At 50.3% G+C, this 12,071-nt stretch carries 18 protein-coding genes and 1 tRNA gene; 17 read left to right on the top strand and 2 right to left on the bottom strand.

Translation table 11 applies throughout. The features are described 5' to 3' along the window. The first annotated feature begins 504 nt into the window (after nucleotides 1-504). The 15 genes from ACYQ1A_RS02855 (at nucleotide 505) to ACYQ1A_RS02785 (ending at nucleotide 9,397) form a co-directional block, all read left to right on the top strand. Complete coding sequence (locus ACYQ1A_RS02855; protein WP_499360059.1) at nucleotides 505-906, top strand: DMP19 family protein; 402 nt, start codon at nucleotides 505-507, stop codon at nucleotides 904-906. 303 nt (nucleotides 907-1,209) lie between these two features. Further along, nucleotides 1,210-1,704, top strand: a complete 495-nt coding sequence (locus tag ACYQ1A_RS02850) for a DUF6714 family protein (protein ID WP_499360057.1) — start codon at nucleotides 1,210-1,212, stop codon at nucleotides 1,702-1,704. Nucleotides 1,705-2,268: 564 nt separating this feature from the next. Continuing rightward, nucleotides 2,269-2,715, top strand: a complete 447-nt coding sequence (locus ACYQ1A_RS02845) for a hypothetical protein (protein WP_499360056.1) — start codon at nucleotides 2,269-2,271, stop codon at nucleotides 2,713-2,715. Continuing rightward, nucleotides 2,687-3,184 carry a hypothetical protein gene (locus tag ACYQ1A_RS02840; protein WP_499360055.1) on the top strand — a complete coding sequence of 166 codons (498 nt, stop codon included), beginning with the start codon at nucleotides 2,687-2,689 and terminating at the stop codon, nucleotides 3,182-3,184. The genes ACYQ1A_RS02845 and ACYQ1A_RS02840 overlap by 29 nt, the downstream gene beginning before the upstream one ends. Next, nucleotides 3,135-3,557 carry a hypothetical protein gene (locus tag ACYQ1A_RS02835; protein ID WP_499360053.1) on the top strand — a complete coding sequence of 141 codons (423 nt, stop codon included), beginning with the start codon at nucleotides 3,135-3,137 and terminating at the stop codon, nucleotides 3,555-3,557. Before ACYQ1A_RS02840 ends, ACYQ1A_RS02835 begins: the two co-directional genes overlap by 50 nt. 392 nt (nucleotides 3,558-3,949) lie before the next feature. After that, nucleotides 3,950-4,318 (top strand): hypothetical protein, encoded by a 369-nt coding sequence (locus tag ACYQ1A_RS02830; protein ID WP_499360052.1) that lies wholly within the window; start codon nucleotides 3,950-3,952, stop codon nucleotides 4,316-4,318. A 497-nt stretch (nucleotides 4,319-4,815) separates the two neighbouring features. Continuing rightward, nucleotides 4,816-5,295: a hypothetical protein gene (locus ACYQ1A_RS02825; RefSeq protein WP_499360051.1), complete on the top strand. Its 480-nt coding sequence runs from the start codon at nucleotides 4,816-4,818 to the stop codon at nucleotides 5,293-5,295. A 168-nt stretch (nucleotides 5,296-5,463) separates the two neighbouring features. Continuing rightward, nucleotides 5,464-5,640, top strand: coding sequence for a hypothetical protein (locus ACYQ1A_RS02820; RefSeq protein WP_499360050.1), 177 nt, complete (start codon nucleotides 5,464-5,466; stop codon nucleotides 5,638-5,640). Nucleotides 5,641-5,679: 39 nt separating this feature from the next. Beyond that, nucleotides 5,680-6,348 carry an RHS repeat-associated core domain-containing protein gene (locus tag ACYQ1A_RS02815; protein WP_499360345.1) on the top strand — a complete coding sequence of 223 codons (669 nt, stop codon included), beginning with the start codon at nucleotides 5,680-5,682 and terminating at the stop codon, nucleotides 6,346-6,348. A gap of 77 nt (nucleotides 6,349-6,425) precedes the next feature. Further along, nucleotides 6,426-6,854 (top strand): pentapeptide repeat-containing protein, encoded by a 429-nt coding sequence (locus tag ACYQ1A_RS02810; RefSeq protein WP_499360049.1) that lies wholly within the window; start codon nucleotides 6,426-6,428, stop codon nucleotides 6,852-6,854. A 69-nt stretch (nucleotides 6,855-6,923) separates the two neighbouring features. Further along, complete coding sequence (locus ACYQ1A_RS02805; protein WP_499360047.1) at nucleotides 6,924-7,298, top strand: hypothetical protein; 375 nt, start codon at nucleotides 6,924-6,926, stop codon at nucleotides 7,296-7,298. Next, a complete protein-coding gene (locus ACYQ1A_RS02800; RefSeq protein WP_499360045.1) occupies nucleotides 7,298-7,780 on the top strand; it encodes a DUF6714 family protein in 483 nt (160 codons plus the stop codon). Before ACYQ1A_RS02805 ends, ACYQ1A_RS02800 begins: the two co-directional genes overlap by 1 nt. Before the next feature lie 249 nt (nucleotides 7,781-8,029). After that, nucleotides 8,030-8,617 (top strand): RHS repeat domain-containing protein, encoded by a 588-nt coding sequence (locus tag ACYQ1A_RS02795; protein ID WP_499360043.1) that lies wholly within the window; start codon nucleotides 8,030-8,032, stop codon nucleotides 8,615-8,617. A gap of 307 nt (nucleotides 8,618-8,924) precedes the next feature. Continuing rightward, on the top strand, nucleotides 8,925-9,131 hold the full coding sequence (locus ACYQ1A_RS02790) for a hypothetical protein (protein ID WP_062224602.1): 207 nt from the start codon (nucleotides 8,925-8,927) through the stop codon (nucleotides 9,129-9,131). Between the two features lie 44 nt (nucleotides 9,132-9,175). Continuing rightward, a complete protein-coding gene (locus tag ACYQ1A_RS02785; protein WP_499360041.1) occupies nucleotides 9,176-9,397 on the top strand; it encodes a hypothetical protein in 222 nt (73 codons plus the stop codon). A gap of 552 nt (nucleotides 9,398-9,949) precedes the next feature. On the opposite strand, the gene ACYQ1A_RS02780 is transcribed toward ACYQ1A_RS02785, so the two are convergent. Then, nucleotides 9,950-10,102, bottom strand: coding sequence for a hypothetical protein (locus ACYQ1A_RS02780; protein ID WP_499360039.1), 153 nt, complete (start codon nucleotides 10,100-10,102; stop codon nucleotides 9,950-9,952). 248 nt (nucleotides 10,103-10,350) lie between these two features. On the opposite strand from ACYQ1A_RS02780, the gene ACYQ1A_RS02775 reads away from it, so the two are divergent. After that, the gene (locus ACYQ1A_RS02775) at nucleotides 10,351-10,734 is read left to right on the top strand and encodes a hypothetical protein (protein ID WP_499360038.1); all 384 of its coding nucleotides are present in this window, start codon (nucleotides 10,351-10,353) and stop codon (nucleotides 10,732-10,734) included. Between the two features lie 574 nt (nucleotides 10,735-11,308). Further along, nucleotides 11,309-11,710, top strand: a complete 402-nt coding sequence (locus ACYQ1A_RS02770) for a hypothetical protein (RefSeq protein WP_499360036.1) — start codon at nucleotides 11,309-11,311, stop codon at nucleotides 11,708-11,710. Nucleotides 11,711-11,922: 212 nt separating this feature from the next. On the opposite strand, the gene ACYQ1A_RS02765 is transcribed toward ACYQ1A_RS02770, so the two are convergent. Next, a tRNA-Leu gene (locus ACYQ1A_RS02765) sits at nucleotides 11,923-12,007 on the bottom strand. Between the last annotated feature and the right edge of the window lie 64 nt (nucleotides 12,008-12,071).

Below are 12,071 nucleotides of genomic sequence, written 5' to 3'. Positions count from 1 at the left end.
CGTCTTCAAGCCTTGGCGGAATATGCTGCTGCAAATGTAGATGCAACACACGGCATCCGATGTGCCCTTCACTGGATTCGCGGCACGCTAGTGCATAGCGAGTTTAAGCGCTTGGTTGATTCAACCTGTCCCGCCTTCCAATATGCGACCGAGGTCTTGCAAGCCGGCTCGCTAATTTGTTGGCCCCAACTGTTCATGACGACAAATGACTAACAAAGTACGTACTTTCCTGCGGTGGGTGTTGTTGATACTGGGCGGCATCATTGCGTGCATTTACAAGTTTGTTGCTTCTTGGGATCTTCCGTGGTGGGAGCATCTTGGCGTAATGGTGTTCATTGCTCTGGCGTTCTACGGGGCTTATTTACCTGGGAAGCCTGACAGGGGATTGCATTAGCTTTGTTTGTGTAGAAACGGCAAATTTGGCTCTTGGAAGTGCACTAGTCGGAAGTGCACTATAAGACGCAGCTTAAAATGGTAAGTCGCCCTCTGCGAGGCAGCATATTAATGAAAAACGACGAATACACGGTGCTTGATCTCGCCTATCAAAAGGTTTTAGCGAAGTTGCCGGGCACAAAAGGAAGGCCGCTTCTGCTAGAGGAAAGTCTAAAGAATTTCATGCTGGTGTATCACGCTCAGGGAATAATCGATAATGGCGGTGTTGAACTCTTGCTGTCGGCAGCGTTTCCCGGTGGCGTTCAATATTCGGACGTCGCCAATGCCTATGAAAAGGTGGGATTGAAAGATGAGGCCGATGCCGTGCGAAACGCAATCGACCTCGCCAGCAAATACGAAATCGAATCAGCCATGAATCTACCCCAGTGGAAGGAGGCAGACAGCTTTTTGGTGGGAGACGTAGATGTGTGGCGAGTTTTGCTGGAGTATCTCAGGCGCAACGCCAATTATTGATTAGAGTCTTGATCCTTCGTGCCGGAATATGGCTGGTGAGCGCCTATTCCAGAAATTAGCGGGGAGCAGTAAGAGGTTCCGGGAATATGATCCGTATATGGGGCAGATGTGAAGGATTCCATCGCCTATCAGAAATCGCTAGATCTACCTTGCGAATATAAAAATGCGGACAAAGCAATAAAAAATCTGTTCTAGTTACTGGATAATTACAGACAAAACACCGACTGGTATACGTTGCTGCCAAGGCATAGTCGGCACGCGGGCTTGGCGCGCTATCGCTAAATGCTCAATTGGAGGGTTCTGATGAGTGATCTCTTAATAAAATTAACCAAGGCATTTGATACTGAATTGCCTGCCGAACCGGAAAGGCGAGCAACGCCGAATACAACCGAATATAACGATGCCGCTGCGCTAAGGGAGCGCCCGTGGAATCAGCTAACTTTAGAGGATCTCACACAGTATTCCGACGCATTCTATGGATTTTCACCGGCCTGGTTCAAATACTATCTTCCCGCCGTGGTGGCTTGCAGCGTTCAAGACCTCCGGCCCGACATATCTGTCGTGCAGGCCGTAACAATGATACTGGATCGATCCCCCAAGCCTGAATTATGGGATGACTATTTTATTGAGCGATGGATAGGTCTAACGCCGGCGCAATACGATGTTCTTCAAGAATGGATGCTTTGGATGTCGGAGTTAAACGAAGACCTGGGCGGGCCGAGCCAATCCGAACTTGGCCGGGCTTTGGATACTTTGGTTTTGTTAAATGACCATACCAGGCAACTCCAATCCAATTGAATCCAACATCAGCTCAATTCCGCACCTTGGCGATTGCAAGGCGGTCAAGATCGGCCGTGGGAAGGCGCGGTATTACTGCCGCCCCACCCGACGCCCCCGCAGCCCCGCCGCATACATCGGACCCGCCATGGTGATAAACCGTCTGCACCGGAATCGCAAATCCAATACCCTTAGCATCAAATGCCTCAATAATCACTGAACCAACTTTTTGATCCTCGGCGAGTAAGACGACACTAGAAAAATGGTGCGGGAGACCATTTACTCGGGCGTCTGGCCGATCACTTCGGCAGCCCGAAACAGGTGACCGATCCGCCCACCAGCAAAGTCGCGTGGCGCTGGGAAACCAAACTGCGCTTTCCGGGACAGTATTGGAACAAGTAAATCTCGCGCAGCAGTAACGGGTTCCTACTATCACTATCCATACCGGCATCCGCGCGGCTGGCGCGATTTGGGCTCTAAATATCCCGCGTGGTTACAACAACTTGATCGGATTCCGTAAGTCTATAAGGGCGCAGTTGCCGGTAGTGCTGTTGGCACGGGCGACGCCGCTATGAATGGGTGTGGGTGCAAATGATGAGTGGATCAATTCTGAATTGGGTGGCGGGCTTGTGGAATTGCCAGTTCGCCGGCAAAAAGCTGCTGCCTTATGAACGACTTGTGTTTGATGCATGGCGAAGCTCATTGCAAGAGGAAAGCAAGTGCATTCTTGATGCACAGCTTGCTGCTGTTTCGTTTGTACAGCATCAGGCCGGAGGTGCAAAAGTGTGCTTCTTCTACCGGGAAAATGCTGCGGCGCCGCTGTTTAAACTGGATCGGCCAGACATTCACGCGGCAACAGTTTTATTGCGAGCGGAGGGACCCGAAACGCTGAGAGCGAAAATCTTCCTTCACAGAGGCAAATTCTTCTCTATTGAATTCCCGAAGCGGCCCAGCCGATTTATGCAACAACACAATATTGAGGAGCGGGCACTCCACGTCGCCAATGTGGAGAGCCACGTTACCTTTGCCTGATGGTGACAAAGCCACGACGAGGTGGGCACCCGTCGACTCGAACCATCCGCAATTTACCGCCGCGTATCGCTATGACGGTCTTGACCGGATGACCACCAACAGCATTGCAGGCACCGGCACCTGGAGCTATACCTACGACGCCAACGGCAACCGCACCTCATCGTCCGGCCTGCCCTTTGTCAACAGCACCACCAGCAACCGCCTGAACAACATCCCCGCCAGCCCGGTGGTCTACTTCGGCTACGACGCCACCGGCAACCAGACCAGCCGTGGCGGCACGACCTTCGTGTACGACAACGTCGGTCGCATGGTCAAAACCACCGAAGGCAGCACGGTGCTGGGCACGTACACGTACAACGCCATCGGCCAGCGCATGCAGAAGAGATATCGCACGCCAGATTTTGGAAGGGAAATGCTAAATGGAACGATTGCCCGAATGGTTTTCGAAGTTACTGCCACTAAAAGTTAAACGCTTCACGAAAGGGTACGGGAGCTTTCTTTTTTTTGAGTTGTTACGAAACGAAAGTGAGTTTCCCGTTGAAATATGGATTTACCTGTGTGATTGGAGGCTGGTGGATGGTAATGGGGTACTGAGCACTTCAGATGGTGATTCATCGCCGTTTAATTTTACGGACGTATTTAATGAAAAACAGAAGCTGCTTGCTTTAAATGAACCCAAAAAAGGGCGCTTGGACTTCATTTTTCTTAATGACTATAAATTGATGCTGAAATCCAATCTGGAGGAGTACGCCCCTCAAGATGATCTGGTAAAAATAACAATTGATGACTCTGTCTTCGGATATACAGAGATAGATGGATTTAAAATTCATGTGAAACCATAAAAATACAAAATCTTCGCTCTTGTTCCTTTTTTGTGTTTGGACCAGCAGGATGTCAGCACCAGCAGACCAAGCCGGATGGGGTTTCGTCGCTCTGCGCCGCCATGGCAGGCGGCGTCCTCTCGGTGAACGCAACCGCAGGCAATACATCGAAATGGCGAACGAACTGTTATACATCCCCGCCCGGAGTTACACCTACGACGCCAACGGCAACCACACGGCATAGTTATCGGATTGATATTTATCCCGTAGACGTCGATAAAATCAGGTTTGTCTTGTCCAATGACTCAAGCAATGAAATCTTTCTTGTATGGTATTGGGCCTGATTGGGAACGCTCTACATTTAGTAATTTCGGGAATATGCGACAAACTTATACTTGGACGGAACCACTTCGATGATTAAAGTTTTCGCACTTTTTCTATTTTGTGTGCTTGGGCTAACAGCTTGTCAGCCCAAGCAGATAACGCCAGAAGGAAAGTATTCACTAAAAAATGGTTATGCTGAGTACAGCCTTGAGATTAAAACGGGGAAGACATACTCGTTGAGAATTTCCAGTCAGGGAAAAACTGAAAGTATTTCTGGGACATGGGAGTGGGACGATAAAAACGCCGGAGTCATATCGCTATCCGGGATTGTTTGGCATGGTACTACGGCCACGGGTGAGGCAGGATTTTGGCGAGCAAAACTGGAGGGCGGCGATGGCTCCAGGATTTGCCTGGATGCCGAAGGCATAACATGCTTTGAGAAGGCCGCCGGTATGTAGGGTCTGGAAAGATTTATGCATATACGAGCGCTAATCCTCTAAATGAGTTTGATCCATTGGGACTGGCGGGACGCGGCCCCAGTCATAGCCAGTCTTTGCGAAACAACCCTGATGATTGGCCAGGGTCACGGGGGTTTGAACATTGGCAAGACAACTACAAGAACGATGGCACCCACGATCAAAAGATGAAGGACCGTTGCTCAGAACTGAGAAAGTGGCAGCAAGACGTTTGCATTCTTGATTCTTCCACGCAAGCTAAAGTAGATGCTGCTCGCCAATGGTGCGATACCAATTTTCCGCCCGGACCACCGCCAGCTGTTTCCGGTCAACCAGGTACGCCAACGGCAGGGGCCCCGAGCTCTGCGCCTCCCGGCAGCTCGAATATGGATATGTTTCCTGCTGGGTATAGTGGTGGGGGGCTGTTTTATGTGTTGGCCCCCGAAGTGGCAGTTCCTGCAACAGCAACTTCTTACCTGTTTTCGCATTAAGGAAAAACAATGGCACCAAATGAAGAAAAACCCACAGGGACTGATACATTATTCGCGACCGCATATGCGAAATATATAAATGAAGAAGATATCGACGGCGCACTGGCGCTTTGCGAGGAAATTCTAAGAGACACGCCAAGTCATTTGCCTGCAAGAATGTTGGTTGGCGCGCATCTTGCTGATAGCAATGATCGGGATCGATCATTGCTTGGGCGAGAGCATTTTATGAGTGCAATAAAATTGGCTAGTGCGCTAGATATAAAAAAATCATGGCCAGAAGAGAATCCTTTTTCCCAGATTGGGATTTGGGAAAGTGACAATGGAAGAAAAGATTATTCAGCACTTCTTTTTCTACTGGATTTTCTTGCAACAAAGTCAAGATCGTCGAGGAATTTTTGCCTTGAATACATATCCCTGATTTATGGACAGGATTTGGCGCAAGAGTTCTCATTAATCATGGATAAAGCTGTCGATGTAGCCGCCTCTTAACATCGATAAACCCGCATAAAGTTTATGCATATGTAAACGGCAACCCTTTAGGCGCAATCGACCCGTTAGGGCTTTGGCCGAGCGTTGATAGCCCACACCCCACGTGAAGCCCAAGCTGTCATGTGATCAATGACGTTTCAATCTTGAATCGGACATCAAAGAACATTTATGACGTGGGAAAAATATCTCTTTGCCGGGGCCACGGTGCTTGGCGCAGCTTATGCATTTTGCATCCCGTTCACTCCATCCTGGGCTGATGTGGCATACGGCATTTATTTGGTCGCATGGTTTGCGTGGGCCAAATCCAGGAAGAAAGCTGCGGCAGAAGGGAAAGAAAGAGCGTGATACCGATAACGCCCACCAGCCAGGTGGGCGTTGTTGTTTGTGCTGTTTGGGGTCTGTTTGCTGGGTGCCGACGGATCAGCGTTGGCCGCTACCTTGCTGTTTACCTCGTCGGGCCGGTACTGGGACAAGGAAATTTTGCGGAGCAGTAACGGGGTCAGCGAATATGATCCGTACCTGGGGCGGTATATCCAGAGCGATCCGATCGGGCTGCGTGGGGGCATCAATACATACGCATATGTGGACGGGAATCCAAACTCCTATTCGGATTGGCTCGGACTCGCCAAAGCGGGTTTGTCAAACAGTCCTATGGATCCCAACAGTCAAGGGTGCAAAAACATCCCAAAGCGTATCGCTAACTTGAAAACAGAAGTACAACGGCAACTCGATAACCTGGCTAATAATCCGCAGAACTTTCCATACTATGCACCGGGATTTTCCGGCCCGGGGGGAGCGTTAAAAGATTCTGTGTGGGGCCATGAGCAACTGCGTGATAAATATAAGAAGGATTTGGAGAAAAATGAGCAGGATTGTCGCGACCGACGCGGTGGTCCTCCATCGCCCCCTCCCCCGGCAATCTGCCTCGATAGCAACAACGGAGCAGTGAAAAAAGCTGCCGGTGTTACTACAGGATTTGGGCTTACGTATTGGATAGTTAGTGAAGGATTGAGAGTAATCTTTCCTCCAAGGAATCTGGTTCCAATCCCTTGATGAAATTTCTGAAAAGGCTTAATGGGTAGTTGCACTACTTCCATCAATCAATGAAATCACGATCATGGAGAATCAGCGTGAATGAAGTCAGGCAAAACGCTTGTTTTAAACAGGGAAGCCTGCAAGATTGCGATTTAAGCGAAGCCATCTTACAAGGTGCTCGATTTGAAGGCGTTGCTATGTATGGTGCCAATTTCGGCGGATCGGATTTAAATCGCAGTGAGTTCTATCTAGCGTTAGGTATTGATGCAAAATTTGATGGCGCACGAATGCAAGGTGCGAAATTTTTTGGAGGTAGCTTTGAAGATGCAAGTTTTGCGGGTGCAGATTTAACGGGCGCTTCCTTCCTGCCTGACAACATGGGCGGATACGTTGATCTGAGCGGCGCAGATTTTACAGATGCGAAACTCGATCAAGTCTTATTTGACTCAGCTGTATATAGCGACAAGACCAAATTTCCCGTCGGATTTCAATTCCAACATGCCGGGCTTAAGAGGAAAGAGTAGCGCAGTACCCAGGAAGAACCGAAGGCGCGAATCCGGAATTAGTGCTTTCTACCTGATGGCGCAGCATGTGTGACTTCGCCACCATCAGAACAGTTACCAGATTCGCCGCCTGGCCTCCCAGCTCAAGCGCAAAAATGGTGGAAAAAAGTCTGCGGCACTGTAAATAATCCGCCGCCCCCGGCCGACTGCAATGACGATCACTCGAACCATCTAAAAGATAAAAAAGGCCAGAGCTGCGATCAGCCGAGAAAATGCTCGCCAATGGATAGTTGCGCAGTGATTCGTGACAAAACGAACGCAGGGCAATCAAGCGTGGATGCCAGAAACAATATTATGAATCAATGCTTTCGTGGGGGCGACTTAGCACATCAACTTGAAAGAGAGACCGTGCGAGGCACCATGTATGCTTGCCAGCTCCACTCGCAATTGAAAGGTTGTAACTAATGGAAAATACGTTAATTAGACTGTCCATAAAAAATCATTTTGGGACTGCGCGCTTGCTTTCGGATGCAGATTTAATTTCGCCAGAATGTGGCCTTTCAGATGGGGCAGCACAGGCGGCGAATTTATTTCAAGGCAAGACCTGGAATAATATTGACTTAATGTCGCTATTTCATACGGAAGACGCTTTAGGGAGTCTTTCTGATGTCGCTTTTGGCTATTACATACCGGCTTACCTCGATCTGATTGTGGCGCACTATTGCGAGGCAGATGCCTTGGTGGACACCGTCATTAACACGTTAACCCCGCCCGTATCGAACGGAGAGCCAAGGGTTTCTTGGATTGAAAAGAAATTAAAATTTTTCAACAAACAGCAAAGGCAGGTAATCGCGACGGTGCTCCAGCATCTTAAGATTCAGCATGGCGATTTTGGGGCGAAACATGCATTGGAAATTTATTGGCATCGATATCTAGAAGAGCAGTGATCGGGTTGCATCGCGGACGCATCTGAGGGATGCCGGCAAGTTTATCTGCGGAGTGTGATCGTTGACACCAGAAGTGAATAGTAGGCGTGGTTCCTGCACCTTTTGGTAAAGGCGGGCTTTGCTCGTCCGCAGAAAGTCATTCAATCAACAGTATGCTGCCCGCCAGGCTGCGTATGCGCATGGCCTAAATACCGGCGCACGTTCAATAACCGAGAACATCTTCCTCCGAGGTGGCACATCTCGTTCGGCGTGGAAAACCGCCGGCGGTGTGGCGACTCACCTCTCCAAGACGAAGCCGGCCACATCCTCGGCGCGTACGACGGCACCGGCAAGAAGGTGCAGGAGACGGTCTACCTGGGCGACTGGCCGGTGGCCGCGGTGCGCCTGAACAGGGCGGGCACGGCCGTGGCGTACTACGTCTGGCCCGACCACTTGGGCAGCCCGAAACAGGTGACCGACCCCGCCACCAACAAGGTGGTGTGGCGCTGGGAAACCAACCCGTTCGGACCGGCACCGAATCCGTATGAAGATCCGCAAGGCACGGGCAATACGTTTGTGTATAACCTGCGCTTGCCGGGGCAGTACTGGGACAAGGAGATTTCGCGTAGCAGCAATGGCTATCGCGAATATGATCCATACTTGGGGCGGTATATCCAGTCCGATCCGATTGGGTTGGGTTGGGTTGGGTTGGGTTGGGTTGGGTTGGGTTGGGTGGGGGGATTAATACTTATGCATATGTGGGCGGCAATCCTATCGGTCAGACGGACCCTTTGGGGTTGCGAGGAGGTGATCATCCTCGTGCTTCGTACTGCGAAGTTCTCGGATTCAATCCATTGATTTGCCACCAAAACGATAGCCCGCCGTATATTCCGCCTACGTCAAACCTTAATTTGAAGTGTTTTTCGGATTGTGCGCAGTCACTTAAAAAGGTGTGTAGCGTGACATCCCCCATGAAGTGGTTAGGTCTCGCTCAGCCAGAAGATGCTGCTGTCGTTAATATTGCTTGCCAAGCTTCTGTCGCAGCATATTGCTCTTCTAAATGCACGACAGAACCTACCCCTGCGCCTGTATGTCAGAAATGATCATTGGGTCCAGGATTGTTTTGACACAGCGTATGAATTGAAATGGCTGGGATATAAGAACCATGACCTACCGTATTGGTAAACCAACTATTATTTTGGCTACTCTGGCGACGATTTTTTATCTGATCTCCTGGACCGGCACCTCGATTATTGTTGGAGCCTTAGCAGCGATCTTTGAGTCGTTTAGCTTTTTGGCATCTATGCGTGATGGTGACAAGCCCGATGATGAGGGCGGTGAAAATATCCAAAAGCGGCGCGACGAGTGGTAGAAAATCCAGTGCCTGTACCCCTATTTAATTGGGCCAGAGCTTAAATGGGACTTGCATTTCTGCCGTGGGAAAAACTGCCAAATGGGTTGCTCGGATTGCTACTCATTGGGATAGGTGCTTCCTCATTGTGGGACAGCCCATTTTGGAGTTGGCATGGCCTGATTGGGTTGGGGGCATTGGTTGCTGGGGTACTGATGGTGGGTTTTGCCATCAGAAAAATGCTCGCTGATCCTAAAGCCTCTATAGACAGCAATGAGCAGACATAGAAACGACAATGCCCACCGCCTTGGTGGGCATTGTCGTTTCTGGCGGGATGTGCGAGCCGGGAATCGTCTACTTTTTGCCTACTAAACATCTACTTTTTACCTACCAGTGCCTGCTTTGCCTACAAAACGCCTACTTTTTATCTACTAATCGCCTACTTTTTATCTACTCGTCCGGCGGTGGTGTGCTGGCCTGTTGGACTGCCGCAGGCTGCCGCCAGCGGAATGGGTGGGGACGCTTTGCGTTGGTGGTTTCGGGCCGTCCGGTGGGTCATTTATGGCGGTCTGGCGGCTCCGTTCCCTTAACGCATAAAGGCATATACACCATACGCAGGCCCGCCCGCATGACTAACCTTTTGATCCATATGAAATAAACGGAAAAACCCTGACTTGCCCGCTGCCACCGAGCTTTCGGCAGGAACGCCTCAACATCCTGATTTGAAAACGTAAAACTTGCCACCAGACTGCCACCGCAGGGGTGGGTGTTTGGCGGGCGTTTCTGGGGGTAATGAGGGGGGTGTCCTGGCAATACTCCTGCCGCTGTCACCTTTGGTGTCAGGCTGCACCTTCGAGCACGGCAATGTAGTTCGCCAGCCGGGCCTGGTCTTCGGGCTGGAAATGCCCTTTGAAAATGAAGGCCAGCTCATCTTCCGGCAGGTCCAGCTGCCGGGCGACGGCAAGAGCTGATTGCGAAATGCGACCTTGCATATTGCTGGCATTGGTTTAGCCGCGAACATCATCACACGTCGTCTGCCGACCACAATAACGATCAATTAACGTTAGAGGAGCGCCGTCGCACGCTGGAATGGCTTATCTCTATTGAGCCTTGGGAGGACATTACGCTTGATACCTAATGAATGCTGGGTCAATTTTTCGCCATCTATTACCCCGGGGGGTGAGCAAGAACTGCTGAATAGTGGCTCGGTTTCCAAGGTTATTTGGTACAGGTCGGCGCCATGATGCGAAAACTAGCTTTTACTCTGCTCGTCATATTGATGGCTGCATTGCTGGTCGTCGCACCATCAGGCTACGAAATAACCCTTCAAAAGGATGTGGTTTTATATAAAACGGATGCCAATATCCCCTTTGATCACAGAGAGGTCGCACACAATATTAAGAAGGGCGAAATTATTCAAGTTGTTTGGTGCATAGATAATGGGAATGACGTTTATTTCCGCGTTGAAATGCCGGATGGAAGACATGGATACTTATATCAACTTGACTACAAAATAGCTAAACGGTGGGTTTTTTCGAAGCAGCAGTATGACTTTTTTATGCAGAACCCTTTGGCGGCCCTTCAATGCCACGTGATGATAGGAGAGTTTTCAGATCGCGGATAACAAAAATGTCTGTGCTTATGTAGGTGGAAATCCGCGCGCATAGACGGATCCCGTCGGGTCAATTTCCGTTGGCAATTCCTGCTTTGCTACGCGTGGAAGGGGCTGTCAAGCCGCAGCCACCTTGCGGCATCAGTCTGGAGGCCTTTGAACTGGCTGCGGCGTGAGGCTTGCGTTTGTCTACAGAATCCGGGGCAGTCCACATTGTGCAGAGTAACTTGAGACAAAAAATGGAACGCCAACATCAATATGACATTGATGCGCTTCAAGCCTCGTGTGGAAAGGCTAAATAAGCTGCCGGCGCGAATATGCGACCCAGGCTCTGATATCACGATCCGGCCGAATTCGGCACGGTCTTTCCTCGTTGTATTCCCGGCGCCAGGTTTCAATCAGCACCCGTGCGGACTTGTTATCCACAGAATTACGGCTACGGCTTGCCGGATGGATCATCAGTGGTTGAACATCCTTTTGACTACCCCGACCAGTGTGGCCCGACTCCCCATTCGCGTCCACGTTTCCACGCCACCAACGCGAAAGAGGCCTCTCTTATTTTCACTTACCGCGCAGGGTCATAAAAATGACTGTAATGACAGATGCTGATTGGAAATCTTTTTTCGTCGTGGCAATCAATGAGCTTGGCGACGGCAACTCGTTAGCCGCCAGGAGTTCATCCTGGTGTTCCTGGACTACGTTTCAAAGGTTGACCGAAGACTGCGGATACTGGCAAAGCGGTTTGCCCCGCAAGATTGACGTTTCTGATTATGGAATTGCTGATGATGGCTCCTGGATGCAACCTTTCAATTATTCTGATATCGCCCACATCATCATCCCCGTCAGATTCTCCTGGGAAACCGCCTCACACGAAGGATTTGAAAGCGGACTTCGCAATCAAAACATCAGTGTTTTATCGGATAGGCTGGCAAGCAAAAATATTCCACACCGTCTTGCCGAAAGGATTCTTGAGATCAAATTATATTAGGTTGGCCGCCGGTCCAATCCGCAAGAATCTGCAGGATTTTGCTTGCGTGCGTGAAGGCTCAGGCAGAGCCGCTCGCCGCCGGGCATAAAAAGCCGCCTAGCGGGGACTTGCTTCGGTGTAAATAACGGTATGGCCGCAAAAACAAAAAAGCCCGGAAACCCTGTACTAACGGGGCCTTCCGGGCTTTTGCGAAGTCTGGCGACTTCTGTGTCTGGTGCGAGCGGGGAGACTCGAACTCCCACGCCTTTCGACACTGGAACCTAAATCCAGGGCGTCTACCAATTCCGCCACGCTCGCGTTGCCTTTGCTCCCGATGCCGGAATGCAAAAACGGCCAGCGCAGCGTACGTTTGGACGTACTC

This window comes from Silvimonas sp. JCM 19000, assembly GCF_054652575.1.
This window is presented reverse-complemented; position numbering and strand designations above follow the sequence as displayed.

Coding starts and splice junctions, on each gene's coding strand:
- ACYQ1A_RS02855 (WP_499360059.1), top strand. CDS start 505: ATGAAAAACGACGAATACACGGTGCTTGATCTCGCCTATCAAAAGGTT.
- ACYQ1A_RS02850 (WP_499360057.1), top strand. CDS start 1,210: ATGAGTGATCTCTTAATAAAATTAACCAAGGCATTTGATACTGAATTG.
- ACYQ1A_RS02840 (WP_499360055.1), top strand. CDS start 2,687: ATGTGGAGAGCCACGTTACCTTTGCCTGATGGTGACAAAGCCACGACG.
- ACYQ1A_RS02835 (WP_499360053.1), top strand. CDS start 3,135: ATGGAACGATTGCCCGAATGGTTTTCGAAGTTACTGCCACTAAAAGTT.
- ACYQ1A_RS02830 (WP_499360052.1), top strand. CDS start 3,950: ATGATTAAAGTTTTCGCACTTTTTCTATTTTGTGTGCTTGGGCTAACA.
- ACYQ1A_RS02825 (WP_499360051.1), top strand. CDS start 4,816: ATGGCACCAAATGAAGAAAAACCCACAGGGACTGATACATTATTCGCG.
- ACYQ1A_RS02820 (WP_499360050.1), top strand. CDS start 5,464: ATGACGTGGGAAAAATATCTCTTTGCCGGGGCCACGGTGCTTGGCGCA.
- ACYQ1A_RS02800 (WP_499360045.1), top strand. CDS start 7,298: ATGGAAAATACGTTAATTAGACTGTCCATAAAAAATCATTTTGGGACT.
- ACYQ1A_RS02790 (WP_062224602.1), top strand. CDS start 8,925: ATGACCTACCGTATTGGTAAACCAACTATTATTTTGGCTACTCTGGCG.
- ACYQ1A_RS02785 (WP_499360041.1), top strand. CDS start 9,176: ATGGGACTTGCATTTCTGCCGTGGGAAAAACTGCCAAATGGGTTGCTC.
- ACYQ1A_RS02780 (WP_499360039.1), bottom strand. CDS start 10,102: ATGCAAGGTCGCATTTCGCAATCAGCTCTTGCCGTCGCCCGGCAGCTG.
- ACYQ1A_RS02775 (WP_499360038.1), top strand. CDS start 10,351: ATGATGCGAAAACTAGCTTTTACTCTGCTCGTCATATTGATGGCTGCA.
- ACYQ1A_RS02770 (WP_499360036.1), top strand. CDS start 11,309: ATGACTGTAATGACAGATGCTGATTGGAAATCTTTTTTCGTCGTGGCA.